At 71.3% G+C, this 25,280-nt stretch carries 21 protein-coding genes and 3 pseudogenes; 17 read left to right on the top strand and 7 right to left on the bottom strand.

Annotated elements, in window-relative coordinates; genetic code table 11:
- Positions 1–136 precede the first annotated feature (136 nt).
- Entirely contained in the window at positions 137–853 is a 717-nt protein-coding gene (locus ACRAWB_RS19250; RefSeq protein WP_431354808.1) for an alpha/beta fold hydrolase, read from the bottom strand.
- Positions 854–1,003: 150 nt separating this feature from the next.
- Between ACRAWB_RS19250 and ACRAWB_RS19245 the strand changes: the two genes are divergently transcribed.
- Positions 1,004–1,471 (top strand): hypothetical protein, encoded by a 468-nt coding sequence (locus ACRAWB_RS19245; RefSeq protein WP_431354807.1) that lies wholly within the window; start codon positions 1,004–1,006, stop codon positions 1,469–1,471.
- Between the two features lie 7 nt (positions 1,472–1,478).
- Here the strand turns inward: ACRAWB_RS19245 and efeB are convergent, their stop codons facing one another.
- The 3 genes and pseudogenes from efeB to efeU form a co-directional block, all read right to left on the bottom strand.
- Complete coding sequence (gene efeB, locus ACRAWB_RS19240) at positions 1,479–2,816, bottom strand: iron uptake transporter deferrochelatase/peroxidase subunit (protein WP_431354806.1); 1,338 nt, start codon at positions 2,814–2,816, stop codon at positions 1,479–1,481.
- A gap of 3 nt (positions 2,817–2,819) precedes the next feature.
- A pseudogene (efeO, locus tag ACRAWB_RS19235) lies at positions 2,820–4,000 on the bottom strand (iron uptake system protein EfeO).
- A 37-nt stretch (positions 4,001–4,037) separates the two neighbouring features.
- On the bottom strand, positions 4,038–4,904 hold the full coding sequence (gene efeU / locus ACRAWB_RS19230) for an iron uptake transporter permease EfeU (RefSeq protein WP_431354805.1): 867 nt from the start codon (positions 4,902–4,904) through the stop codon (positions 4,038–4,040).
- 98 nt (positions 4,905–5,002) lie between these two features.
- On the opposite strand from efeU, the gene ACRAWB_RS19225 reads away from it, so the two are divergent.
- From ACRAWB_RS19225 to ACRAWB_RS19205, 5 genes are all read left to right on the top strand, one after another.
- Complete coding sequence (locus ACRAWB_RS19225) at positions 5,003–5,380, top strand: DUF6113 family protein (RefSeq protein WP_431354804.1); 378 nt, start codon at positions 5,003–5,005, stop codon at positions 5,378–5,380.
- Between the two features lie 38 nt (positions 5,381–5,418).
- Positions 5,419–5,739, top strand: coding sequence for a ferredoxin (fdxA, locus tag ACRAWB_RS19220; RefSeq protein ID WP_064109412.1), 321 nt, complete (start codon positions 5,419–5,421; stop codon positions 5,737–5,739).
- Positions 5,740–5,757: 18 nt separating this feature from the next.
- Positions 5,758–6,876, top strand: coding sequence for a succinyldiaminopimelate transaminase (dapC, locus tag ACRAWB_RS19215; RefSeq protein ID WP_431354803.1), 1,119 nt, complete (start codon positions 5,758–5,760; stop codon positions 6,874–6,876).
- Between the two features lie 130 nt (positions 6,877–7,006).
- A complete protein-coding gene (locus ACRAWB_RS19210) occupies positions 7,007–8,335 on the top strand; it encodes a citrate synthase (RefSeq protein ID WP_431354802.1) in 1,329 nt (442 codons plus the stop codon).
- A gap of 87 nt (positions 8,336–8,422) precedes the next feature.
- Positions 8,423–11,032 carry a penicillin acylase family protein gene (locus ACRAWB_RS19205; RefSeq protein ID WP_431354801.1) on the top strand — a complete coding sequence of 870 codons (2,610 nt, stop codon included), beginning with the start codon at positions 8,423–8,425 and terminating at the stop codon, positions 11,030–11,032.
- 6 nt (positions 11,033–11,038) lie between these two features.
- On the opposite strand, the gene ACRAWB_RS19200 is transcribed toward ACRAWB_RS19205, so the two are convergent.
- Positions 11,039–11,662: an SACE_7040 family transcriptional regulator gene (locus ACRAWB_RS19200; protein WP_431354800.1), complete on the bottom strand. Its 624-nt coding sequence runs from the start codon at positions 11,660–11,662 to the stop codon at positions 11,039–11,041.
- Positions 11,663–11,760: 98 nt separating this feature from the next.
- On the opposite strand from ACRAWB_RS19200, the gene ACRAWB_RS19195 reads away from it, so the two are divergent.
- The 8 genes and pseudogenes from ACRAWB_RS19195 (at position 11,761) to ACRAWB_RS19160 (ending at position 20,800) form a co-directional block, all read left to right on the top strand.
- Positions 11,761–13,368, top strand: a complete 1,608-nt coding sequence (locus ACRAWB_RS19195) for a carboxyl transferase domain-containing protein (RefSeq protein WP_431354799.1) — start codon at positions 11,761–11,763, stop codon at positions 13,366–13,368.
- A gap of 5 nt (positions 13,369–13,373) precedes the next feature.
- Positions 13,374–15,469, top strand: a pseudogene (locus ACRAWB_RS19190) (biotin carboxylase N-terminal domain-containing protein).
- Positions 15,470–15,505: 36 nt separating this feature from the next.
- On the top strand, positions 15,506–16,711 hold the full coding sequence (locus ACRAWB_RS19185) for an acyl-CoA dehydrogenase family protein (RefSeq protein WP_431354798.1): 1,206 nt from the start codon (positions 15,506–15,508) through the stop codon (positions 16,709–16,711).
- Between the two features lie 105 nt (positions 16,712–16,816).
- Complete coding sequence (locus ACRAWB_RS19180) at positions 16,817–17,578, top strand: CoA transferase subunit A (protein WP_431354797.1); 762 nt, start codon at positions 16,817–16,819, stop codon at positions 17,576–17,578.
- Positions 17,575–18,225 carry a CoA transferase subunit B gene (locus tag ACRAWB_RS19175; protein WP_431354796.1) on the top strand — a complete coding sequence of 217 codons (651 nt, stop codon included), beginning with the start codon at positions 17,575–17,577 and terminating at the stop codon, positions 18,223–18,225. The genes ACRAWB_RS19180 and ACRAWB_RS19175 overlap by 4 nt, the downstream gene beginning before the upstream one ends.
- Positions 18,225–18,776 carry a MaoC family dehydratase gene (locus tag ACRAWB_RS19170; RefSeq protein WP_431354795.1) on the top strand — a complete coding sequence of 184 codons (552 nt, stop codon included), beginning with the start codon at positions 18,225–18,227 and terminating at the stop codon, positions 18,774–18,776. The genes ACRAWB_RS19175 and ACRAWB_RS19170 overlap by 1 nt, the downstream gene beginning before the upstream one ends.
- Positions 18,773–19,591, top strand: coding sequence for an HpcH/HpaI aldolase/citrate lyase family protein (locus ACRAWB_RS19165; RefSeq protein WP_431354794.1), 819 nt, complete (start codon positions 18,773–18,775; stop codon positions 19,589–19,591). Before ACRAWB_RS19170 ends, ACRAWB_RS19165 begins: the two co-directional genes overlap by 4 nt.
- Before the next feature lie 156 nt (positions 19,592–19,747).
- Positions 19,748–20,800: an aldo/keto reductase gene (locus tag ACRAWB_RS19160; RefSeq protein ID WP_431354793.1), complete on the top strand. Its 1,053-nt coding sequence runs from the start codon at positions 19,748–19,750 to the stop codon at positions 20,798–20,800.
- A 353-nt stretch (positions 20,801–21,153) separates the two neighbouring features.
- On the opposite strand, the gene ACRAWB_RS19155 is transcribed toward ACRAWB_RS19160, so the two are convergent.
- Positions 21,154–21,738: a TetR/AcrR family transcriptional regulator gene (locus ACRAWB_RS19155; RefSeq protein ID WP_363804853.1), complete on the bottom strand. Its 585-nt coding sequence runs from the start codon at positions 21,736–21,738 to the stop codon at positions 21,154–21,156.
- A gap of 139 nt (positions 21,739–21,877) precedes the next feature.
- On the opposite strand from ACRAWB_RS19155, the gene ACRAWB_RS19150 reads away from it, so the two are divergent.
- Together ACRAWB_RS19150 and ACRAWB_RS19145 are read left to right on the top strand one after the other, a co-directional pair.
- Positions 21,878–23,236 carry a M16 family metallopeptidase gene (locus ACRAWB_RS19150; RefSeq protein WP_431354792.1) on the top strand — a complete coding sequence of 453 codons (1,359 nt, stop codon included), beginning with the start codon at positions 21,878–21,880 and terminating at the stop codon, positions 23,234–23,236.
- Between the two features lie 43 nt (positions 23,237–23,279).
- Positions 23,280–23,882 carry a histidine phosphatase family protein gene (locus tag ACRAWB_RS19145; protein ID WP_431354791.1) on the top strand — a complete coding sequence of 201 codons (603 nt, stop codon included), beginning with the start codon at positions 23,280–23,282 and terminating at the stop codon, positions 23,880–23,882.
- Between the two features lie 10 nt (positions 23,883–23,892).
- Here the strand turns inward: ACRAWB_RS19145 and ACRAWB_RS19140 are convergent, their stop codons facing one another.
- The gene (locus ACRAWB_RS19140; RefSeq protein WP_431354790.1) at positions 23,893–24,396 is read right to left on the bottom strand and encodes a GNAT family N-acetyltransferase; all 504 of its coding nucleotides are present in this window, start codon (positions 24,394–24,396) and stop codon (positions 23,893–23,895) included.
- A 68-nt stretch (positions 24,397–24,464) separates the two neighbouring features.
- On the opposite strand from ACRAWB_RS19140, the pseudogene dapB reads away from it, so the two are divergent.
- Positions 24,465–25,262, top strand: a pseudogene (gene dapB / locus ACRAWB_RS19135) (4-hydroxy-tetrahydrodipicolinate reductase).
- Positions 25,263–25,280 lie beyond the last annotated feature (18 nt).

Below are 25,280 nucleotides of genomic sequence, written 5' to 3'. Positions count from 1 at the left end.
GGACGCGACCGCCCGCGGCCGCGCCGCCGCCCGCCTGAAGCGTCAGGACGCCGCCGCCGTCTGATCCCAGCATCCAGGGGACGCAACACGCCGCTTCGCCGAAAGGTGAGCGGCGTGTTGCGTCCCATGGATCGGGTCAGCCGACCTCGTCCAGTGCCGTGGTGATCACCTTCACGACGTCGTCGGGGTTGGAGTGCATCACCAGGTGCGGGGCGCCGTCGATCTCGGTGACCGCCCGGAACTTCGCCCGCTCGTACCCGAAGCGCTCGACGTCCGGGTTGATCGTGCGGTCGGCGGCCGGGACGATGCCCCAGGCCGGCTTCGTCTTCCACGCCGCGACTGGGGCGGGCTGCTCGAAGGCGATCGCGGCGAGCGGACGCTGGGAGACGGCGAACACCTGGGTGACGGCCGGGTCGAGCCCCCGCGCGAAGATGTCCGGGAACTCGTCGACGTTCACCGACACATCGGTGCCGGGCTCCGCGCCGTCGATGGGGAACGGCGTGAAGACGAGCGCCTTCGCGAGCGGCGAGTCCGGGAACCGCCCCTGCAGCTGGTTCAGGTTCTCGCCCTCGTCGAGCGCGTAGCCGGCGAGGTAGACCAGCCCCACGACGTTGTCGGCGGCGCCGGCGATGGTGATGACCGCACCGCCGTAGGAGTGCCCGACGAGGAGGACCGGCCCGTCGATGTTCTCGACGACGGAGCGGATGTACTCCGCATCGCCGAGCAGGCTGCGGTTGGGGAGGCCGGGCACGCGTACGGTGTGGCCGGCGTCGAGCAGTCGGCGGGTGACCGGGGTGAAGCTTCCCGCGTCGGCGAAGGCGCCGTGGATCAGCACGATGGTGGGGGCGGACATGGCGTTCCTCTCGGGTGATGCGGCGTGAGCCGCGGGGTGGGATGTGGGTTCGCGCGAAGCATACGAACGCATCCGCGCGCGCGACAAGACCCGTCTTCCGGCCGCCGATTCCGCATCCGCGGGGCGAGCGCGGTGCGAGAGGATGGAGGTATGAACCGCCGCCTCATCGCCCTGCCGCTCGCCGCCGCCCTGCTGCTCGGGGCCACGCCCGCTCTGGCCGGCTGCAGCTTCCAGAGCGTGGTGAAGGACGTCTCCGGCGGCAACCTCGACGTCGGCGGCACGGCCGTCCCGTCGGACTTCCCGAAGGAGGTCCCGCTCGCGAGCGGCGACGTCGTGTTCGCGGCCGGGCTCGGCTCCGGCGGCGACAAGGTGTGGAACGTCACGGTGAAGGTCCCCGACGGCGAGGCCTACACCTCGATCGAGAAGCAGCTCACCGACGCGGGCTTCGAGGGCCAGTTCGGCGCACGCGGCCCGAACGGCGGCGGCACCGGCACGTTCAGCAACGGCACCTACGGCGTCCTGGTCGTGGTCACCGACGCGGGCGACAACGGATGGGTCGCCAACTACTCCGTCTCGAAGGGCAAGGCTCCGAGCCCGACGCCGACCGCGGGAAGCTGACCGGCGCTCAGGAGAACAGTCCCGCGCCCACGAACGACCCCTCGGCAGCTCCCGGCGGCACGGCGAACACGCCGGAGCCGACGTGGCGCAGGTACTCGTTCATGAGGTCGTTCGCCGCAAGCCGCTTCTGGATGGGGATGAACTGCTTCCGCGGATCCCGCTGGAACGCGATGAAGAACAGCCCGGCGTTGAGGCGCCCGAGCTCGTCGTTGCCGTCGACGAAGTTGTAGCCGCGGCGGAGCAGCTGGGCGCCGTCGTTCATCGAGGGGTGCGCGAGCCGCACGTGCGAGTCCGGGTCGATCTTGGTCCCGCCGTCCTTCGCGAGCGCGAGGAAGTTCGGCTCGCTGAACTCGGTGCCGCCGGAGAGCGGCGCCCCTTCGCCCTTGTCGCGGCCCACGATGCGCTCCTGCTCGCCCAGCTGCTGGCGGTCCCAGGTCTCGATCACCATGCGGATCTTGCGGGCGACGAGGTAGGAGCCGCCGGCCATCCACGCGGCGCCGTCGCCGTGCGCTGCCCACACCTGGTCCTCGACGACCGACTGGTCCTCCGACTTGATGTTGGCCGTGCCGTCCTTGAATCCGAACAGGTTGCGCGGCGTCGCCTGCGCCTTCGAGGTAGAGGAGGTGCGCCCGAAGCCGAGCTGCGACCAGCGGATGGATGCGCGCCCGAAGGCGATGCGCGACAGGTTGCGGATGGCGTGCACGGCGACCTGCGGATCGTCGCTGCAGGCTTGCACGCAGAGGTCGCCGCCGCTGATGGCGTCCAGGAGCGCATCGCCGGGGAAGCGAGGGAGGTCGACCAGCGCCTCGGGGCGGCGGGACGCGATGCCGAACCGGTCCTCGCCGCTCGCCGTGCGGAACAGGCTCGGGCCGAAGCCGAAGGTCAGCGTGAGGCCGCCGGGCGGCAGGTCCAGCGCCTCGCCGGTGTCGTCCGGCGGTGCGTCCATGGGGCCGGAGGCGGGACCGTACTTCCCGGCCGGGCGGCCCTGCGTCATCCGCGCGGCCGCGACCGTCCAGTCCTGCAGCAGCTCCATGAGGCCCGCGCGGTCGAGGCCGGGCGCGGCGTCGAAGGCGGCGAAGTGGAGGCGGTCCTGGGCGGGCGTTGTGATGCCGGCCTGGTGGGCGCCGTAGAAGGGGTACGTCGCGGAGGCGGGCGCGGTGGCGCCGAGCACGGCGCGGTCGGCGGCGACGCCCGCGCCGAAGCCGACCAGGCCGGCGCCGACGGTCGCGCCCGCGAGACCGAGCACGCCACGACGGGAGAGGCCCCGCCGGGGTTCGGCGTCGCCGGCGCGCCCGGCGACCTCGTCGGTCTCCGGGCGCTCGGCGTCGGGGTGGCTCTGCGTCACGGCTTACTTGACGATGATCGAGGTGAGCCGGCTCAGCGGCTCGCTGAGCGCGTTGACCTGGTCGGACAGCTCCTTCACCTGAGCGGTGCTGAGCTCGGTGTAGCTGACGAAGCCGTCCCCGCTCTTGTACTGGGCGAGCGTCTTCTCCACGGTGGCGAACTCCGCGTCGAGCTTCTTCACGACATCCTTGCCGCTGCTGCCCTTGGCGGTCGCGATCTCGCGCACGACGCCGTAGGCGACCTGCGCTCCCTCGAGGTTGGCTTGGAAGTCGGCGAGGTCGGTGTGCGAGAAGGTCTCCTCCTCACCGGTGATCTTCGATCCGGCGACCTCCTCCATCAGGCCGATGGCGCCGTTGGAGATCTGGTCGATGGTGAGCGCGAAGTCCTTCGCGTGCACCAGGTCGTAGAGCTTCTGCGTGTCGGCGACGAGCTTGTCGGCGAGCTGCGAGCGGGTGGCGGCGTCGGCGGGGTGTAGCCGGCCGGTGCCCAGAGGTCCTTCTCGATACGGTGCCAGCCCGTCCACTCCTGGCCCTGCTCGAGGTCGGCCTCGCGCAGGTCGAGCGCGGGGTCGAGGTCGCCGAACTGCTCGGCCGTGGGCTCGATCCGCTCGTAGTAGGAGCGGGTGGGGGCGTACTGAGCGCGGGCCGCGGCGACATCGCCGCCGGCGTAGGCCGCAGCGAAGGACTTCGTGGCGGTGAGGAGGGCGCCCGCCTGGTCCTTCACGTAGCCGGTGTAGTTCGTCACAGCCTGCGCGACCTGCTTGCTCTCGCTCTGCGACACCGCCGCGCCGGTGCCCGGCGTGACGGTGAACTTCGCGACGTTGGTCGGCTGGCCGACCATGCCCTTGCGGCAGGCCGAGAAGTACGAGCCCTCGGCCAGCTGGACGACGTAGTTGACGGTCGTGCCCGGCCCGATGTTCTCCTTCTCGCCGACGATGCGGAGCTTGTCGGAGGCCAGCAGCTCGAACTCGTTGACGTCGCTGCCGGTGTTGGTGACCTGGAAGGTGATCGGGCCGGCCTTCGCGGTGTTCGTCGCGACCGTGCACGAGGTGTCGGAGAGCGAGACGGCGATGGCTTCGGCGGTGGCGTCGGCCTTGTTCGGGACGCAGCCGGTCAGCGCGACGGCGAGGGCGGCTGCGCCGGCCAGGGACCCGGTGACGGCAGCGAGCGGACGGAGTCGGGGCATGGGTGTGCTGTGCTTTCTCTCGCGGAAGCGGCGAGGGTCAGGAGGCGATGGGCGCGTGCGGCGCGGTGGCGCGCGCGGCGGGCTTCGTCGCCGCGGGCTTGCCGGAGGCGCGGTGCTGGCGCACGTAGAAGAAGCCGACGACGCCGAGGTAGGCGACCCAGCCGACGACCTGCAGCCAGGTGGGCGACGGGTTGAAGTTGAGGATGCCCGCGGCGAGCGTGCCGTACCAGCTGGACGCCGGGATCGCGCCGCTGATGTCGTAGGCGTGGACGCCGGAGCCGGGGATGAGCCCCGCCTCCTGCAGGTCGCCCAGGCCGTACGCGAAGACGCCCGCGGCGACGAGGATCAGGAACGCGCCGGTCCAGGTGAAGAACGCGCCGAGGTTGATCTTGACCATGCCGCGATACAGCAGGAAGCCGAGCACGGCCGCGGTGAGCAGGCCGAGCAGCGCGCCGACCGCGGGCTCCCAGGTGCCGCCGGTCGAGGCCACCGTGGCCCAGACGAACAGCGACGTCTCGATGCCCTCGCGTCCCACGCTGAGCATGGCCAGCAGGATGACGCCCCAGCCCGCGCCGACCAGTGCGGAGTCGAGGCGGTTGTGGAGGGTGGACTTCATGGTGCGGGCGGTGCGCCCCATCCAGAACACCATCCAGGTGACGAACCCGACGGCGACGAGGGAGAGCGAGCCGCCCAGGACCTCCTGCGCCTCGAAGCTCATACCGTAGGGACCCCAGGTGAGCGCCGCGCCGATCGCGAGTGGGACGACGAGTGCGATCCCGACGCCGATCCACAGCTTGGAGAGGACGTCGGTCCGGCCGACCTTGACCACGTAGGCGATGAGGATGGTGACGATGAGCGCCATCTCGAGGCCTTCGCGGAGGCCGATCAGGTAGTTCGCGAGCACAGGGGACCTTGTCGAGGGTGGGGGATGAGGTTGGTAAGGCTAACCTTACCCATCCACCGTAAGACAAGCCTGCGGAAGTGTCCAGCTAGGATTCGAAGATGCTCAGCCGGATCGTCAGCGCCGTCCTGCTCGTGCTCACCGGCGCCCTCTTCGGGGTCATCGGCACGATCGCGCACCAGAGTTCGGTGACCTGGGGCGTCTCGATCCCGCTCGGCCTGATCGGGGCGCTCGCCGCGTTCGCGGCGCTGCTCATCGGCCTCCGCCTGCTCGGCCACAGCCGTCTGCCGGCGCTGCTCGCCGCGCTGGGGGCCATCGCGGTCATCCTGCTCTTCACGCAGCAGAGCGCGGGAGGGTCGGTGCTCATCCCGAACAACCTCGCCGGACAGGTGTGGCTGGTGGGACCGATCGTCATCGCCGCCATCGTGCTGGCCTGGCCAGACGTGCGGGGGCGTCGCCCGGCTCGCTCGACGGCATAAGCTAGCAGGGTAGCTCTCGTGAAGGGATCCGAAACACTGTGACCTATGTCATCGCCCTCCCCTGCGTCGACGTCAAAGACCGGGCCTGCATCGACGAATGCCCGGTCGACTGCATCTACGAGGGCGAACGGTCGCTGTACATCCACCCGGACGAGTGCGTCGACTGCGGCGCCTGCGAGCCGGTGTGCCCGGTCGAGGCGATCTACTACGAGGACGACCTGCCCGAGGAGTGGAAGGACTACTACCGCGCCAACGTGGAGTTCTTCGACGACATCGGCTCGCCCGGGGGCGCCTCGAAGGTCGGCGTGATCCAGAAGGACCACCCGGTCATCGCAGCGCTGCCTCCGCAGGGCCACTGAGCCGGGAGGCGCGCTGACATGGCGCTCCAGGAGCTCCCGGACTACCCGTGGGACCTCATGGCCCCGTACGCCGAGCGCGCCCGCGCGCACGAGGGCGGCATCGTCGACCTGTCGATCGGGTCGCCCGTCGACGCGACGCCGGACCTCATCCGGCGCGCGCTGGCTGAGGCCACCGACGCGCACGCGTACCCGCAGACGGTCGGCACACCCGCCCTCCGCGAGGCCATCGTCGACTGGTTCGCCCGCCGCCGCGGTGTCACCGGGCTGGCGGTCGAGAACGTCCTGCCGACCATCGGCTCCAAGGAGCTGGTCGCACTGCTGCCCTTCATGCTCGGTCTGGGGGAGGGGGATGTGGTGGTGCACCCGCGCGCCGCCTACCCGACCTACGCCATCGGCGCCGCGATCGCCGGCGCCACCGCCATGGCGAGCGACGACCCGGCCGAGTGGCCGGAGAACACCCGCCTGATCTGGCTGAACTCGCCCGGCAACCCGGATGGCCGCATCCTCTCCGTCGAGGAGCTGCGCGCCGCCGTCGCCCGCGCCCGCGAGCTCGGCGCCTATCTGGCGAGCGACGAGTGCTATGCGGAGCTCGGCTGGGATGCGCCGTGGGACGCGGAGCGCGTGCCGAGCGTGCTCGACCCGCGCGTGATCGGCGACGACCGCCGCAACATCCTCGCCGTCTACTCCCTCAGCAAGCAGTCGAACCTCGCCGGTTACCGGGCGGCGTTCGTCGCGGGATGCCGCACGGTCGTCGGGCGGCTGGTCAACGTGCGCAAGCACGCCGGACTCATGCTGCCCGCGCCCCTGCAGGCGGCGATGGTGACCGCGCTCGGCGACGAGGAGCACGTCGAGGCGCAGAAGCAGCGGTACCGCGCCCGGCGCGACCTGCTGCGGCCGGCGCTCGAGGCGGCCGGCTTCCGCATCGACCGCAGCGAGGGCGGCCTGTACCTCTGGGCGACCGAGGGCCGCGACGCGTGGGACAGCATCGGCCGGCTGGCCGACCTCGGCATCCTGGCCGGGCCCGGACACTTCTACGGCATCCACTACCCGGAGCACGTGCGGCTGTCGCTGACGGCGACGGACGAGCGGGTGGCGGCGGCGGCCGAGCGCCTGCGGGCCTTTGGAGACTCCCTCTAACGAGTGGGGCCGTCGTTTGCCCGATGCGGCAGTTGCCGCTTGCGTTCGCTAGGCTGTATCGGCACGGATTCATTCTGCAGCGCCGCCATGATCGGCGTACGAAACCCCGACTATCCCACCAGGAGGCGTTGTGAGCGGACTCGGCACCGAGAGCACGGGCACCGAGAAGGGCGCGGCCGACGCCGAACTGGCGACGGCGTCGCTGAGCTATCCCGGCGGTGTCGCCGAGTTCCCGATCCGCCCGAGCGTCGACGGCGCCTCGAGCATCGACTTCTCGTCGCTCACCAAGCAGACCGGGCTCACCAGCCTCGACTACGGCTTCGTCAACACGGCCGCCACGCGCTCCTCGATCACCTACATCGACGGCGAGCAGGGCATCCTGCGCTACCGCGGCTATCCGATCGAGCAGCTGGCCGAGCACTCGACGTTCCTGGAGGTCGCCTGGCTCCTCATCCACGGCGAGCTGCCGAGCGAGAGCGAGCTGGCGGAGTTCGACGACCGCATCCGCCGCCACACCCTCCTGCACGAGGACCTGCGCCGCTTCTTCGACGCGCTGCCGCACGACGCGCACCCCATGTCGGTGCTCTCCAGCGCCGTCTCCGCGCTGTCGACCTTCTACCAGGACTCGCTCAGCGTCAGCGACCCGGAGCAGGTCGAGCTGTCGACCATCCGCCTGCTGGCGAAGCTGCCGGTCATCGCGGCCTACGCGCACAAGAAGAGCCTCGGCCAGGCGTTCCTCTACCCGGACAACTCGCTGAGCTTCGTCGACAACTTCCTCCGCCTCAACTTCGGCACGCTCGCCGAGCCGTACGAGGTGAACCCGGTGCTCTCCCGCGCGTTGGAGCGCCTGCTGATCCTGCACGAGGACCACGAGCAGAACGCCTCCACCTCGACCGTCCGACTGGTCGGCTCGACGCAGGCGAATCTGTTCGCGTCGGTCTCCGCCGGCATCAACGCCCTCTACGGGCCGCTGCACGGTGGCGCCAACGAGGCCGTGCTGCAGATGCTCGCCGGCATCCGCGACTCGGGCGAGAGCGTCCAGAAGTTCGTCGAGCGGGTCAAGAACAAGGAGTCCGGCGTCAAGCTCATGGGCTTCGGGCACCGCGTCTACAAGAACTTCGACCCCCGCGCCAAGCTCGTCAAGCAGTCCGCCGACGAGGTGCTGGAGGCCCTGGGCGTCCACGACCCGCTGCTCGACATCGCGAAGGAGCTGGAGGAGGTCGCGCTCGCCGACCAGTACTTCATCGACCGGAAGCTGTACCCGAACGTCGACTTCTACACGGGCGTCATCTACAAGGCCATGGGCTTCCCGACCCGGATGTTCACGGTCCTCTTCGCGATCGGCCGACTCCCGGGCTGGATCGCCCACTGGCGCGAGATGAACCTCGACCCGCAGACGAAGATCGGCCGCCCGCAGCAGCTGTACGTCGGCTCCCCGGAGCGCGACCTCGGTCGCTGACCGCCGCGGTCCGCGCGCGGAGCTGCCCGTCACCCGGATGAGCTACAGTCCGAAGGGAGGGCGGCACCGGCCGGACGAAGGAGCGACGTGGGCGACGACACCCCGCGGCTGAGGCTGCACCACCGCGTCCTGCGGGTGGTCGGCGGCGTGCTCGTGGTGCTCCTCGTGCTGGTCGTGATCGCCGGCGGCGTCGCCGTGTGGACGGTCACCCGGTCCTTCCCGCAGACCGCCGGGACCGTCGATGTCCCCGGCCTGTCGGAGCCGGTCACCGTGTACCGGGACGACGACGGGGTCCCGCAGCTGTACGCCTCGAACCCCGACGACCTCTTCCGCGCCCAGGGGTATGTGCACGCGCAGGACCGGTTCTGGGAGATGGACTTCCGTCGGCACGTCACCGCGGGTCGTCTGTCCGAGCTGTTCGGTGCGAGCCAGGTGCCGACCGACACGTTCATCCGGACCCTCGGATGGCGTCAGGTCGCCGAGCAGGAGGTCAAGCTCCTCGATCCCACCTCGCGGAAGTACTACCAGGACTACGCGGACGGGGTGAACGCCTACCTCAAGCGGCACTCCGGCGCCGAACTGTCGCTGGAGTACGCCGTGCTCGGCCTGCAGAACCCGTCGTACACACCCGAGCCCTGGACGCCGGCGGACTCGGTGGCGTGGCTCAAGGCGATGGCGTGGGACCTCCGCTCCAACCTCGAGGACGAGATCGACCGGGCCCTGCTCGCCACCAAGCTGAAGCCCGAGCAGGTCGCGGAGCTGCATCCCGGCTACCCGTACACCGCTCATCCCACGATCACGGATCAGGGCGGCGGTGACCCGCGCACGGTCACGCCCGACGTGGACCCGCAGGCCGTCGCATCCTCTGCGTCCGCCGACGCATCCGCCGGCGCGGCGTCCGTCGATCCGGTCGCCTACGCCGCGCAGCTGCGGCAGGTCGCGGCGAGCGTGGAGGCGCTGCCGCAGCTGATGGGACCGGCCGGGGACGACATCGGGTCGAACTCGTGGGTCGTGTCCGGCGCGCACACCGCCAGCGGCAAGCCTCTGCTGGCCAACGACCCGCACCTCGGGGCCGCCCTGCCGTCGGTCTGGTACCAGATGGGGCTGCACTGTCGGACCGTGGACCAGGCCTGTCCCTTCGACGTGGCGGGCTTCAGCTTCTCCGGTTTCCCGGGCGTGATCATCGGCCACAACAACAAGATCTCGTGGGGGTTCACCAATCTCGGCCCGGACGTCGCGGACCTGTTCGTCGAGAAAGTCAGCGGCGATACGTACGAGTACGACGGGCGGCAGCTGCCCCTCGTGAAGCGCACCGAGCGGATCAAGGTCGCAGGCGGCAAGGACGTCACGATCACCGTCCGCTCGACCGGGCACGGGCCGATCGTCACCGACATCGGCGACGCCTACGCCGTCATCGCCAAGGACCAGGCGGGCAAGCTCGGCGTGCCGGCGCAGAAGTTCCAGCTGTCGCTCGGCTGGACCGCGCTCACCCCGGGCACGACGGCGAACGCGATCTTCGCCTTCGACACCGCGTGGGATTGGACGAGCTTCCGGGCCGCCGCGCGGCAGTTCCAGGTGCCGTCGCAGAACCTCGTCTACGCCGACACCGACGGCAACATCGGCTACCAGGCTCCTGGACTCATCCCGGTCCGCGGGGCGGGCGACGGCACGCTGCCGGTTCCCGGATGGGAAAGCCGGTACAGCTGGACGGGCACGCTCGCGTTCGACCAGCTGCCCTCGGTGCTGAACCCGCCGTCCGGCTACATCGTCACGGCGAACAACGCAGCGGTCGGCCCCGCCTATCCCGTGCTCATCACCGCCGACTGGGACCAGGGCTACCGGGCGAACCAGATCGAGCTGCGGCTCGCGAAGCTCCTCGCGGACGGGAAGAAGGTGACCGCAGCGGACATGTCGGCCATCCAGTCCGACACCTACGACGCGAACGCGGCGAACCTCGTCCCGGTGCTGCGTGCCGTCGCGGCGAAGCCCGGCGCGTCGACCGAGCTGCAGCAGGCTGCGCGCCTGCTCGACGGCTGGGACTACCGGGACGACGCCGACAGCGCAGAGGCCGCGTACTTCGCGGTGTTCTGGAAGGAGCTGCTGCACGACACGTTCGCCCGCAAGATTCCGGCGGACACCGCCCCGACCGGCGGCGACCGCTGGTTCTCGGTCGTGGCGTCGCTGCTCAATCAGCCCGACTCCTCGTGGTGGGCCGACTCCGATCTGGGCACCTCGGACCGCGACTCCATGATCGCCTACGCGGCCGGGCAGGCGTGGGCGGAGACGCGGCGCCTGCTGGGTGGCGACCCGACGTCGTGGCGCTGGGACCGCCTCCACACCCTCACGCTGAAGAACGCCAGCTTCGGCGTCTCCGGCGTCGCGCCGATCGAGTGGCTGTTCAACCGCGGCCCCTGGCACGTCGGCGGCGGCTCCAGCATCGTCGACGCGACGGGGTGGGACACGACCGTCGGCTACCAGGTCGACCGCGTGCCGTCGATGCGGATGGTGGTCGACCTGTCCGACTTCGACAGGAGCACGTGGGTGAACCTGACGGGCGCCTCCGGACACGCCTTCGACGCGCACTACACCGACCAGACGGACCTGTGGGCGGCGGGCAGGACGCGGCCGTGGCCGTTCTCGGCCGCCGCGGTGAAGAAGGCGGCGGACCAGACGCTGACGCTGCGGCCCGCGGGCTGAGCGCGCTCAGTCGGAGGTGAGCGCGGCCCAGGCCATCCGCTCCAGGACCGGCCGCACCTGGGCCGGCGCGACCGGCGCGCCGCCGATGCGCGCGGTGTGCGGGGTCGAGTTGAGGAGGCCGAAGGTGCCCTGCACCCGGACGCGGAGCTCGTCGTCGGCGAGGCCGGGGTGCAGCTCGCCGAGCACGCGCATCCACACCTCCACGTAGCGGCGCTGGAGGCGGCGGACCTGGCGGCGCGGGGCATCCGGGAGGGCGTCGAGGTCGCGGTCCTGCACGCGGATGGTGTCGGGCTCGCCGAGGGCGAAGTCGATGTGGAAGGCGATCAGGGCGCGGAGGGCGGCTCCTGCCTCCGCGGCATCCTCCGAGACCTCCTGACCGCCGGCGAGCAGCCGCTCGCTGACGCCCACCAGCAGCGCTTCGAGCACGGCCTGCTTCGACGCGAAGTGCCGGTAGACCGCCGGGCCGCTCACTCCGGCGGCCGCCCCGAGGTCTTCGATCGAGACGCCGTTGAACCCGCGATCGGCGAACATCCCGGCGGCGGCGTCGAGGAGGGCGGCGCGGCGGTCCGCCTTGGCCTGGCTGCGCTGCGTCGGGCGCTCCACGGGGGTCGCTGGGTCGAGCTGGGTCATCGTTCTCCACCGGTGCTGGACATTTCGGTTAGTGAACACTAACCTAAAAACCGAGTTAGTGACCACTAACCGACTGTCGACGACGACAACGGAGCAGCATGCCGACCTTGATCAGCGAGGCGTCCGCCACGGATGCGCGGTTCGAGCAGAACGACGCCGCCCAGCGCGAGCTGGTGGCCGACCTGCGACGGCGGCTCGCCACGGCCGCGGCCGGGGGACCGGAGCGCGCCCGCGAACGCCACGTCGCCCGCGGCAAGCTGCTCCCGCGCGACCGCGTCGACGCCCTGCTCGACGAGGGCAGCCCGTTCCTCGAGCTGGCGCCCCTCGCGGCGACGGGGATGTACGACGACGAGAGCCCCGCGGCGGGCGTCATCGCCGGGATCGGCCTGGTCGCCGGACGCCACGTGATGATCGTCTGCAACGACGCGACGGTCAAGGGCGGCACCTATTACCCGATGACGGTCAAGAAGCACCTCCGGGCGCAGGAGGTCGCGCTCGAGAACCGGCTGCCCTGCATCTACCTGGTCGACTCGGGCGGCGCCTTCCTGCCGATGCAGGACGAGGTCTTCCCGGACCGCGACCACTTCGGCCGCATCTTCTACAACCAGGCGCGACTGTCTGCGGCGAAGATCCCGCAGATCGCGGCCGTGCTCGGCTCGTGCACCGCGGGCGGCGCCTACGTGCCGGCGATGAGCGACGAGACGGTCATCGTCCGCAACCAGGGCACGATCTTCCTCGGCGGCCCGCCGCTGGTGAAGGCGGCGATCGGCGAGGTCGTCACCGCGGAGGAGCTGGGCGGCGGCGACCTGCACGCCCGCACCTCGGGCGTCGTCGACCACCTGGCCGAGGACGACGAGCACGCGCTCGCGATCGTGCGGGACATCGTGGCGACGCTCCCGCCGCCGCTCGACCCGGCGTGGCCGGTCCTCGACGCGGTGGACCCGGCCGCCGACCCCGCCGAGCTGTACGGCGTCGTGCCGGTCGACGTGCAGGCGCCCTACGACGTGCACGAGGTCATCGCGCGAATCGTCGACGGCAGCGGCTTCGAGGAGTTCAAGCCCGAGTACGGCACGACGCTCGTCACCGGCTTCGCGCGCATCCACGGCCATCCCGTCGGCATCGTCGCCAACAACGGCGTGCTGTTCAGCGAGTCGGCGCTCAAGGGCGCGCACTTCATCGAGCTGTGCGACCAGCGGGGGATCCCGCTGCTGTTCCTGCAGAACATCTCCGGCTTCATGGTCGGCCGGGACTACGAGGCCGGCGGCATCGCCAAGAACGGCGCGAAGATGGTCACCGCGGTCGCCACCACCCGCGTCCCGAAGCTGACCGTCGTCATCGGCGGCTCGTTCGGCGCGGGCAACTACTCGATGTGCGGCCGGGCCTACTCGCCCCGCTTCCTGTGGATGTGGCCCGCCGCCCGCATCTCGGTGATGGGAGGCGCGCAGGCATCGAGCGTCCTGGCCACGGTCAAGCGCGACCAGCTCGAGGCGCGCGGCGAGGAGTGGTCGGCGGACGACGAGGCCGCCTTCCGCGCCCCGATCGCGGCGCAGTACGAGGAACAGGGCAACCCGTACTACTCGACCGCCCGGCTCTGGGACGACGGCGTGATCGACCCCGCCGAGACCCGCACCGTGCTGGGCCTCGCGCTCGACGTGATCGCGCGCAGCCCGCTCCCCGACACGGCCTTCGGCCTCTTCCGGATGTGATGACGATGACCTCGAACCCCTTCGGCACCGTGCTCGTCGCCAACCGCGGCGAGATCGCCTGCCGCGTCATCCGGACCCTCCAGAAGCTGGGCATCCGCTCCGTCGCCGTGTACAGCGACGCCGACCGGGACGCTCCGCACGTCGCGCTCGCCGACGTCGCCGTCCGCCTCGGTCCGGCGCCGGCGCGCGACAGCTACCTCAACGTCGACGCGATCGTGGAGGCCGCGCGCCGCACCGGCGCCGAGGCGGTCCATCCCGGGTACGGCTTCCTGTCCGAGAACCCGGCGCTCGCCGAGGCGTGCGAGCGCGCCGGCATCGTCTTCGTCGGTCCGGGCGTGCACGCCCTCGAGGTGATGGGCGACAAGATCACCGCCAAGCAGGCGGTCGCCGAGCACGACGTCCCGACCATCCCCGGTATCGCCGAGCCGGGCCTCTCCGACGACGACCTGATCGCTGCGGCCGAGCGCATCGGCTACCCGGTGCTGGTGAAGCCCTCCGCGGGCGGCGGCGGCAAGGGGATGCAGGCCGTGCGGTCGGCGGCCGAGCTGCCGGAGGCGCTGCGTGCGGCCCGCCGCGTGGCGGCGGCGCCGCCTTCGGCGACGACACGCTGTTCCTGGAGCGGCTGGTGTCGTCCCCACGCCACATCGAGGTGCAGGTGCTCGCCGACCGGCACGGCGGGATCGTGCACCTCGGCGAGCGCGAGTGCTCGCTGCAGCGCCGCCACCAGAAGGTGATCGAGGAGGCCCCGTCTCCGCTGCTGGACGCGTCCACCCGCGCGCGGATCGGCGAGGCCGCCTGCCGGGTCGCCGCCTCGGTGGGATACGTCGGGGCCGGGACGGTCGAGTTCCTGGTGTCGGCGGAGGCGCCGGACGAGTTCTTCTTCATGGAGATGAACACGCGGCTGCAGGTCGAGCATCCCGTGACCGAGCTGGTGACCGGTCTGGACCTCGTGGAGCAGCAGCTGCGCATCGCGGCGGGGGAGCCGCTGGTCTTCGCCCAGGACGACGTGACGTTGACCGGCCACGCCGTCGAGGCGCGCGTGTACGCCGAGGACCCCGAGCGCGGCTTCCTTCCCGCCGCCGGTCGCGTGCTGGCGCTGCGCGAGCCGACCGGCGAGGGCGTTCGGGTCGACAGCGGGCTCGCGGCGGGCATCCCGATCGTCACCGACTACGACCCGATGTTGTCGAAGGTGATCGCCTGGGGCTCGGACCGGTCGGAGGCGCTGGCGCGGCTGCGCGGGGCGCTGGGGCGCACGAGCATCCTCGGGGCGGTGTCGAACGTCGCGTGGCTCGCCGAGCTGGCCGCTGACGAGGATGTCGTCGCCGGGCGGATGGACACCACGCTGATCGACCGGCGCTACTCGGAGCTGTCGCCGACCCCGGCCGGGGAGGACGAGCTGGTCGCGGCGGCGCTGGTCGCGCACCTCGAACGGTGGTCGGAGCCTCCGGCGGCGGTCGGGACGCTGTGGGCGGCCCCGACCGGCTGGCGGCTCGGCCGCGCGCGGCCGGTGCGCTACGACGTGGACGGTGTGACCGTGACGGTGACCGGCGAGGCGTCGGAGGCTCGGGTGGCCGTCGACGGAGGGGACGCCCGCGCGGCGTCCCTGCGTCTCCGCGACCCCGAGCGCCCCGGCGAGCCCGCCGTCGCGCTGCTCGACCTCGACGGCCGCACCCTGCGGTTCGACGTCGCCCGCGACGGCGACACCGTCTGGCTCGCCCGCGAGGGCCGCGCCCGCCCGCTTCGCCTGCGCGACCGCGCCGCACGCCTGGCCGACCGGCTCGCGGCGCTCGACCGCGGGGACGCGGCCGCGCATCCCGAACTCCGCTCGCCGATGCCCGGCACCGTCGTCGCCGTCCCGGTCGAGTCCGGCGCACAGGTCGCCGCGGGCGACACGGTCGTCGTCGTCGAGGCGATGAAGATGGAGCACCGCCTGCTCGCCCCGGTCGCGGGCGCCGTGAGCGTGCACGTGCAGCCCGGCGACCTCGTCCGGCTCGACCAGCTCGTCGCGCGCGTCGACGCGGACGAGCCCACCACCTCCACCGATGTGCCGCCTCTCGAGGCGGACGCGGCGCCGGCACCCCCGGCCGCCGCCCAGCGATAGGCCCCACGAGAGCCTTCCGACAAAGACAGGAACCCCATGACCATGCAGATGGACCGACCCGCCGACACCGAGGTCGCCGGCTTCGAGCTCACCGACGAGCAGCGCCGCCTGCGCGACGAGGTGCGCGACTTCGCCGACACCGTCGTCGCTCCTGCCGCGTACGAGTACGACACCAAGCGCAGCCTCCCGTACGGCATCATCGCCGAGATGGGCCGGATGGGCCTGTTCGGGCTCCCCTTCCCGGTCGAGTACGGCGGACAGGGCAAGGACTACCTGTCGCTGTGTCTCGCCGTCGAGCAGCTGGGACGCGTGGACCAGTCCATCGGCGTCACCCTGGAGGCGGGCATCGGCCTCGGCGCCATGCCGATCTACCGCAACGGCACCGAGGAGCAGAAGCAGGAGTGGCTGCCGATGCTCGCGCGCGGCGAAGCGCTCGCCGGGTTCGGCCTGACCGAGGCGGATGCGGGATCGGACGCGGGCGGCACCAAGACCACCGCGGTGCTCCGCGACGGCGAGTGGATCATCAACGGCACCAAGCAGTTCATCACCAACTCCGGCTCCGACATCACCAAGCTCGTGACGATCACCGCCGTGACCGGCGAGGACCGGCGTCCCGACGGGTCGATCAAGAAGGAACTGTCGGCGATCATCGTCCCGACCGGCACCCCCGGCTTCGTCGCCGAGCCGGTCTACGACAAGGTCGGATGGCACACCTCGGACACCCACCCGCTGACGCTCACCGACGTCCACGTGCCCGAGGCGAACCTCCTGGGCCGACGCGGTCGCGGGTACGCGGACTTCCTCCTGACGCTCGACGAGGGTCGCGTCGCGTTCGCCGCGCTGTGCACGGGAGCCGCGCAGGGCTGCCTGGAGGAGGCGCTGCGGTACGCGAAGTCGCGCAACGTGTTCGGACGTCCGATCGGCTCCAACCAGTACATCGCGTTCAAGATCGCGCGGATGCAGGCCCGGGTGCACGCTGCGCGGCTCGCCTACTACGACGCGTGCTTGAAGCTGATGGCCGGCAAGCCGTTCAAGCTGGAGGCCTCCATCGCGAAGCTCGTCGGCAGCGAGGCCGCGATGGACAACGCGCGGGACGCGACGCAGATCTTCGGCGGCTACGGCTTCCTCAACGAGAACCCGGTCGCCCGCCACTACCGCGACTCGAAGATCCTGGAGATCGGCGAGGGCACCAGCGAGGTGCAGCTCATGATCATCTCTCGCGCGCTGGGCTTCGACGCCTAGCCTGGACCCGTAGCCGCCGAGCACAGGAAAAACGTCGCCGATCCGGCGGATCCGCAGCGTTTTTCCTGTGCTCGGCGGCCAGACACTCGACGAGGAGGAGGACGGATGATCGACAAGACGGTGGCGACGGCCGCCGAGGCGGTGGCCGACATCCCCGACGGCGCCACGCTCGCCGTCGGCGGGTTCGGGCTCTGCGGCATCCCGAGCGCGCTCATCCAGGCGCTGCTCGACGACGGGACGACCGACCTCGAGGTGGTGAGCAACAACTGCGGCGTCGACGACTGGGGGCTGGGGCTGCTGCTCGCCGAGCACCGCATCGCCAAGATGATCAGCTCGTACGTCGGCGAGAACAAGGAGTTCGCGCGCCAGTTCCTCTCCGGCGAGCTGGAGGTGGAGCTGACCCCGCAGGGCACCCTCGCCGAGAAGCTGCGTGCGGGCGGCGCCGGCATCCCCGCCTTCTTCACGCCCGCGGGCGTCGGCACGCAGATCGCCACCGGCGGCCTGCCCCGCCGCTACGCCCCGGACGGCTCGCTCGCCGTGGCCAGCGAGCCGAAGGAGGTGCGGACGTTCGACGACGCCGAGTACGTGCTGGAGCGGTCCCTCCGGCCCGACTTCGCGCTCGTGCACGCGGCGAAGGGCGACCGGCACGGCAACCTCGTCTTCCACGCCGCCGCCATGAACTTCAACCCGCTCGCCGCGATGGCCGGCCGGGTCACCATCGCCGAGGTGGAGGAGCTGGTCGAACCCGGCGAGCTCGACCCCGGCCAGGTGCACTGCCCGGGCATCTTCGTCCAGCGCGTCGTGCACGCACCGGGCGTCGAGAAGCGGATCGAGCGGCGCACGCTCGCCGAAGGGAGCGCACGATGAGCCTCACCCGCACGAAGCTCGCCGCCCGGGTGGCGCGCGAACTCGAGAACGGCCAGTACGTCAACCTCGGGATCGGGATGCCCACGCTCATCCCGAACTACATCCCGGAGGGCGTCGAGGTCATCCTGCACTCGGAGAACGGCGTGCTCGGGGTGGGACCGTATCCCACCGACGATGCCGTCGACCCCGACCTGATCAACGCGGGCAAGGAGACGGTGACCGTGAACCGCGGCGCCGCCTTCTTCGACTCGTCGCTGTCGTTCGGGATGGTGCGCGGCGGACACGTCGACCTCGCGGTCCTCGGCGCGATGGAGGTCAGCGCGGCCGGCGACCTCGCCAACTGGATGATCCCCGGAAAGATGGTGAAGGGCATGGGCGGCGCGATGGACCTGGTCTTCGGCGCGAAACGGCTCATCGTCATGATGGAGCACGTGGACAAGGAGGGCCGCCCGAAGATCCTCGAGGAGTGCACCCTCCCGCTCACCGGCACCGGATGCGTCGACCGCATCATCACCGACCTCGCCGTGATCGACGTCACGCCCGACGGCCTGGTGCTGCGGGAGACCGCGCCCGGGGTCACCGTGGACGAGGTGGTCGCCGCGACGGGCGCGCCGCTCGCGGTCGAGTTGACGGAGGAGGCGGCCTGATGCGCGAGATCGAGCAGCGCGGGCTCTACTACGAGGAGTTCGAGCCGGACACGCGCTACCTGCACCGTCCCGGGCGCACGGTGACGGAGGCCGACAACGTCCTGTTCACGACCCTGACGATGAACACGCAGGCGCTGCACCTCGATGCGGCGTGGTCGGCGCGGCAGCCGTTCGGGGAGCGGCTGGTCAACTCCATGTTCACGCTCGCCACGATCGTCGGCGCATCGGTGACCCAGCTGACGCAGGGGACCATCGTCGCGAACCTGGGCTTCAGCGAGGTGACGTTCCCGCATCCGCTGCACCACGGCGACACGCTCTACTCGGAGACGGTCGTGCTGAGCAAGCGGCTGTCGGCGTCGCGGCCCGGACAGGGCATCGTCACGCTGGAGCACACCGGCCGCAACCAGGATGGGGTGGTCGTCGCGACCGCGACGCGCCAGGTCATGGTGTGGTGCCGGGATGCGTCGCCCGTCAGCACCGTGGACGCCGGGGGAGCGGCCGACGCCGACGCCCTCGAGCCCGGCGCGACCTCGCCGGACGGCATCCTGTGACGGCAGCCGGGCGGCCGTTCCCCTGGGGGCCGGCGCTGCTGTTCTGCCCGGCGGACCGTCCCGAGCGGTACGCCAAGGCGCTGGAGCGGGCGGATGCGGTCATCCTGGACCTGGAGGACGCGGTCGATCCCACGCGGCGGGCCGAGGCGCGGGAGGCGCTGGTCGCATCCGACCTCGACCCGGAGCGCGTGATCGTGCGGGTGAACCCGGCCGGGACGGACGACCACGACGCCGATGTGTCGGCGCTCGCCGCGACGCCGTACCAGGCGGTGATGCTGCCGAAGGCCGAGGGTGTGGGGGACCTTTTGCGAGTCGGCGGCTACGACGTGATCGCGCTGTGCGAGACGGCTGCCGGGGTGCTCGCGGCGCCGTCGCTGGCCCGGGCGCCCGGGGTGCTCGCCCTGATGTGGGGCGCCGAGGACCTGGTCGCGTCGCTCGGTGGGACCTCCAGCCGGCACGCCGACGGCCGGTACCGCGACGTGGCTCGCGCCGCCCGCTCAGCGGTGCTGCTCGCGGCCGGGGCGGGCGGGGCGTACGCGATCGACACGGTCCACCTCGACATCGGCGACCTCGACGGGCTGGCGGCGGAGGCGGAGGATGCGGTGGCCGTGGGATTCGCGGCGACGGCGTGCATCCATCCCGGGCAGGTGTCGACGATCCGGGACGCGTACCGGCCTTCCGAGGAGGAGGTGGAGGCCGCGCGTTCACTGCTCGAAGCGGCCGCCGCGGCCGGCGGAGGGGTGTTCCGACACGACGGCAGGATGGTCGACGGACCGGTGCTCGCGCACGCCCGCGCGGTGCTCCGCCGTTCGTGATGAAAATGTGACCAAGCATTCCTGGGCGGTTCACCGTTTCGGCCTCTGACTGTCCGAGGCATGCCGTAATCTGCAAGTGTTCACTAGGGAATCGAACGATCTCGAATCGATTCGAGTGACGCGAGCGTTATCGGCTATGCCGAGGGGAGGGGAGAGATGCCACAGCTGCTTCCCCTGCGCCTCCGGCAGACCGCCTCCGCCCGCGAGCAGGCCCGCGCCGGCTCGGCCGAGCCGCCGACCGGCGTGGTCGACATCGACCCTGTCATCGCTAGCACTGGTCCGCTCGCCGTCATCGCGCCCCGCCGCATCGGCGAGAGCGACCTTGCGGTGTACCCGCTGTCGCTCGGCGCGAGCGTCTTCGGGTGGACGGCCGACGGCGACACGTCGTTCGCCATCCTGGACCGCTTCGCGGAGCTGGGCGGCGACTTCATCGACACCGCCGACAGCTACGTCGGCGGTCGCAGCGAAGTGATCATCGGCAATTGGATGCGCGAGCGCGGCAACCGCGACCGCATGGTCATCGGGACCAAGGTCGGCCGCCACCACGAGAACCCCGGCCTCGGCTCGGTGAGCATCGTGCGCGCGGTCGAGGCGTCGCTGGAGCGGCTGAAGACCGACTACATCGACCTGCTGTACTTCCACGACGACGACCCGGAGACGCCGCTGGAGGACAGCCTGGCGACGGCGGAGTGGCTGATCGAGAGCGGCAAGGTCCGCTACCTCGCCGCCTCCAACTTCACTGCGGACCGCCTGATCGAGGCGCGCATCCTGGCGTCGGCCGGCCTGCCGAAGTTCGTGGCCATCCAGAACCAGTACAACCTCATGCACCGGACCGAGTTCGAGAGCGCGCCGCGCATCGTCGCGGCCGCCCAGGGTCTCGGCGTGATGCCGTACTACGCGCTGGCGAACGGCTTCCTCACCGGCAAGTACCGCAGCAAGGGCGACCTCACGGCGGGTGCGCGCAGCGTGCGCGCGGCGGCCTACGTCAACCGGCGCGGCCAGCGGGTGCTCGCCGTGCTCGACCGCATCGCGGCGGAGCACAAGGTGGCCCCCGCGAGCATCGCGCTCGCCTGGCTGCTGGCCAAGCGGACCATCGTCGCGCCCGTCGCGAGCGCCAGCCGCCCGGACCAGGTCGACGCCCTGATGGCCGCGGCGGGCATCCGCCTGACGCGCTCCCAGATGCTCGACCTCGACCGCGTCTCCGAGTAGCGCGGGCTGCGCCCGCCGCTCCCCACCTACTCGTCCCAACACGCCGTTACGCCCCACCCCATAACGGCATGTCGGGCCCACCAGATCGCATCATGGGTCGCAACACGCCGTTATGCCGCACGCACAACGGCGTGTTGCGTCCCATAGGCGACGTGGCCGACGTCGCAGTCGCACGGAAGTGACGCGGCACGCAGGTCGGCGGCCGGCGGGGACGTCGTCTACTTGACGCAACACGCCGTTACGCCGCACGCCGTAACGGCGTGTCGGGTCAACTAGATCGCATCGATGGGTCGCAACGCGCCGTTATCTGGGGCGCATAGCGGCGCGTTGCGTCCCATGGATGGTGCGGTGAGCTACGCCTCGGCGAGGATGCGGTCGAGCGCGCGGTGCAGCGCGGCGCCCGCGGCGATCGGGTCGCCGACGTAGCCTCCGGCCAGGGCGCCGTCGCGCGCGAGGATGAGGTCGTCGGCGGCGTCGCCCGGACGCGGGTGCCCGATGCGGCGGAACAACTCCTCGATGTGGTCGGCGTACCAGTCGCGGTGGGCGGTCACCGCCACGCGGACGGGGTCGCTCGGGTCGGAGAACTGCGCCGCCGCGTTGATGAACGGGTCGCCGTGGAAGCCGGGACGCACCGCCTCCTCGTTGATCGAGTCGACGAGGGCGCGGGCGACGTCGCGCGGGTCGGAGAGCTCGGCCTCCTTCTCGGCGAACCACTCGCGCACCTGGCGGTCGCGACCTTCGACGTAGGCGATGATCAGCAGGTCCTTCGACCGGTAGTGCTTGTAGAACGTGGCCTTGGTGACGCGCGCGCCCGCGATGATGCGGTCGACGCCGACGGTGTGGATGCCCTCCTGGTAGAAGAGCTCGTCGGCGGTGGCGAGGATCTTGACCTTGGACGGGGCGGGCGGCCGGATGGTCGCTCGGGCACTAACGACCATCCGGCACGACTCCCTTGCTTGAGGGGAGGCGAGGGCCGCCTCCCATCGGTTCTCGCAGTATAGCAGTAGACAGACGAGTCTGTTTGTCCTCGTTTTGACCCGCGGGGCTTCCGACGGCCCCTGGCGTAGGGTGGAGGGGATGAACAGCGCAGTCGACCTTCCGCTCGGTGTGGCCGACCTCACGTTCGCCGCGTCGGGCGAGGCGCTGGTCCGTCGCACGATCCTCCCGAGCGGCGTGCGCGTCCTGAGCGAGCAGGTCCCGGGCGCCCGGAGCGCCACCCTCGGCTACTGGGTCGCCGTCGGCTCGCGCGACGAGCACGAGAGCGAGCCTGGGCATCCGGGCACCCTCGGCTCCACCCACTTCCTCGAGCACCTGCTGTTCAAGGGCACCCGCTCCCGAACGGCCCTGGACATCGCGGTCTCCTTCGACTCGGTCGGTGGCGAGCACAACGCGATGACCGCCAAGGAGTACACCTGCTACTACGCGAAGGTGCAGGATCGTGACCTCGCGATGGCGGTCGAGGTGATCGGCGACATGCTCACCTCCTCGGTGCTCGACCCGGCCGAGTTCGAGAACGAGCGCGGCGTCATCCTGGAAGAGCTCTCCATGGCGGAGGACGACCCGGGCGACGTCGCGAACGAGCGGATGTTCCAGGCCGTGCTCGGTTCGCATCCCCTCGGCCGGCCCATCGGCGGTCGCCCCGACACCATCCACGCCGCCACCCGCGACGGCGTCTGGGAGCACTACCGGGCGAACTACCGGCCGCAGGACCTCGTCGTCACCGCCGCGGGCGCCGTCGACCACGACCTGCTGGTCGCGGGCGTCGAGCGCGCCCTCCTCTCCGCCGGCTGGGACCTCGACCTCGCCGCCACCCCTGTCGACCGCCGCGTCGGCGGAGTAGCCGAGATCTCGCGTGGCAGCGCCGTCGTCACCGTCCAGCGCCCGACCGAGCAGGCGAACGTCTTCGTCGGGATGCCCGGCATCGTCGCGACGGACCCGCGCCGCACCACCATGAGCGTGCTCAACTCGATTCTCGGCGGCGGGATGTCGAGCCGGCTGTTCCAGGAGGTCCGCGAGCGCCGCGGCCTCGCCTATGCCGTCTACTCCTTCTCCGGCTCCTACTCGGACGCCGGGGTCTTCGGCCTCTACGCCGGCTGTGCGCCCGCGAAGGCGCGGCAGGTCACCGAGCTCATGCTCGACGAACTTCGCAGGCTCGGCTCCGACGGCGTGACCGCCGACGAGCTGCGCCGCGCCGTCGGCCAGCTTTCCGGAGGCGCCGCCCTCGCGCTGGAGGACTCCGACACGCGCATGTCCCGCCTCGGCCGCGCCGAGATCACCCTCGGCGAGTTCGCCGACCTGGATGAGAGCCTTCGCCGCCTGCACCTCGTCACCGTCGACGACGTGCGGGAGCTCGCCGCCGATCTGGCGGGACGGCCGCTCTCCGTCGCGGCGGTGGGGAGCGTCACCGACGACACGTTCGCCGGTCTCGCTCCCTGATCCGTCTCCCTCCCGCTCCGCTCTCCTCGAAAGGTCCACCCTCGTGCCCCACTACATCTACCTCGTGCGCCACGGCGAGCAGCAGGATGCCGAGCACGGGATGCCGGACGGCCCCCTCTCACCGCGCGGCAAGCGCCAGGCGCAGCTGATCGCCGAGCGGCTGAGCGGCATCCCGTTCACGTCGATGTACCACTCGCCGCTGAACCGGGCGACCGAGACGGCGGCGATCATGGCGGAGCGGATGCCGGCGCTGGAGCCGCAGCCGTCGAGTCTGCTGTTCGACTGCATCCCGTCGGGGCCGACGCCGGACATGCCGAAGGCGTTCGAGTCGTTCTTCGGACCGGTGACCGAGGCCGAGATCGAGGCGGGGCGCGCCCAGATGGACGACGCGGTCCACGAGTTCCTGACGCCCGCGATGGGGGACCGCCACGACCTGCTCATCACGCACAACTTCGTGATCGGATGGTTCGTGCGGCACGTCTTCGACGCTCCGGACTGGCGCTGGCTGGGGCTCAATCAGGCCAATTGCGGCCTCACGATCATCCGCGTTCGCTCGGCGAAGCCGCCGGTGCTCGTGGTGCACAACGACCTGGGGCACCTGCCCGTGGAGCTGCGGACCGGCCTGCCGGAGCTGCAGCCGGTCTAGGCGAGCGGCCTCAGCCGAGCGGTTCGACCCGCTTCCGGAACCAGTCGGTCGCGTTCGGGTTGTCGTTGTACGGCTGGATGCTCTCGTAGCCGTGCGCGCGGTAGAGCGCGCCCGCCGCTTCCAGGCTCGCGTTCGTGTCGAGCACGATCTCGGTCGCGCCGAAGCCGCGGGCGCGCTGCTCCAACTCCACCAGGATCGCGCGGCCGTACCCGTTGCCCCGGCGCGACGGCGTGACCCACAGGTGCTTGATCTCGTACCGCACGATCGGACTGCCGTCCTCGGTGTCGCTGAGCGCGACGCGCAGCTCGCGGACACCGCCGCAGCCCACCTCCACGCCGTCGTCGTAGGCGAGCAGGAAGACCCCGTTGGGCGCGACGAACTGGCCCGGGTCCGGGAAGGCCGTCCGGTACGCACCCTGCGCGCTCGGGAACGTCTCGGCGCGCTCGGCGAAGTAGTCGGAGAGCATCCGGTGGGCGGTCGCGTCGGTGACGGCGACGTCTGCGAAAGACACCATCGGCCCAGCGTAGCGCCGGGCATGGCCGGCCGCGGGGTTGTCCACAGGCGCGCAGGTAGGCTGGTGGTGTGAGCATTCGCGTGGCCGTCGCCGGAGCGACCGGAAAACTGGGAAGCGTGGCCGTGCGCCTCATCGAGCAGGCCGACGACCTGGAGTTGGTGGCCCAGCTCGACTCGCGGTCCCCGCTCGAGGACATGCTCGGCGCCGACGTGCTGGTCGACATGACGCTGCCGCAGGTGAGCCCCGGGATCGTCGCTTTCGCGGTCGACAACGGGCTCAACGTCCTCGTCGGCACGTCCGGCTGGTCGGCGGACCGCATCCTCGACCTGGAGCGCCGCGTCGCCCAGCACGAGGGCCGTGGCGCGGTCGTCATCCCCAACTTCTCGCTCGGCTCCGCGCTCGGCACGGCCTTCGCGACGGTCGCGGCGCGCTTCTTCGACTCGATCGAGATCATCGAGGCCCACGGCCCCGGCAAGGTCGACTCGCCGTCCGGCACGGCGGTGCGCACGGCCGAGCTGATCGGCGCCGCCCGCGCGGCGAAGGGACCGGTGGAGGCGCCGCACTCGGACCAGCGCGCCCGCGGGCAGCAGGTGGCGAGCGTCCCCATCCACAGCCTCCGGATGCGGGGGTCGTCGCGCAGCAGCAGGTCATCTTCGGCGGACCGGGAGAGCAGCTGATCGTCCAGCACGACACCGTCGGGTCGGAGGCGTACGAGGCGGGCATCCTGCTCGCGCTGCGCGCGGCCGCGACGGCGACCGGCGTGACGGTCGGCCTGGACAAGCTGATCGACCTCGGGATCGCGGAGCCGAGCGGCGAGCCGCCGCGCCGGACGGTGCGCGACGCCGGCGACGACGGCACCGAGCTGACCCGCTGAGCGGGAGAAA

Origin of the sequence: Leifsonia poae, from assembly GCF_050632865.1 — a bacterium.
GTDB lineage: Bacteria > Actinomycetota > Actinomycetes > Actinomycetales > Microbacteriaceae > Leifsonia > Leifsonia poae_B.
Note: the sequence above shows the minus strand (reverse complement) of the source record. Positions and strands in the feature narration are given on the sequence as shown.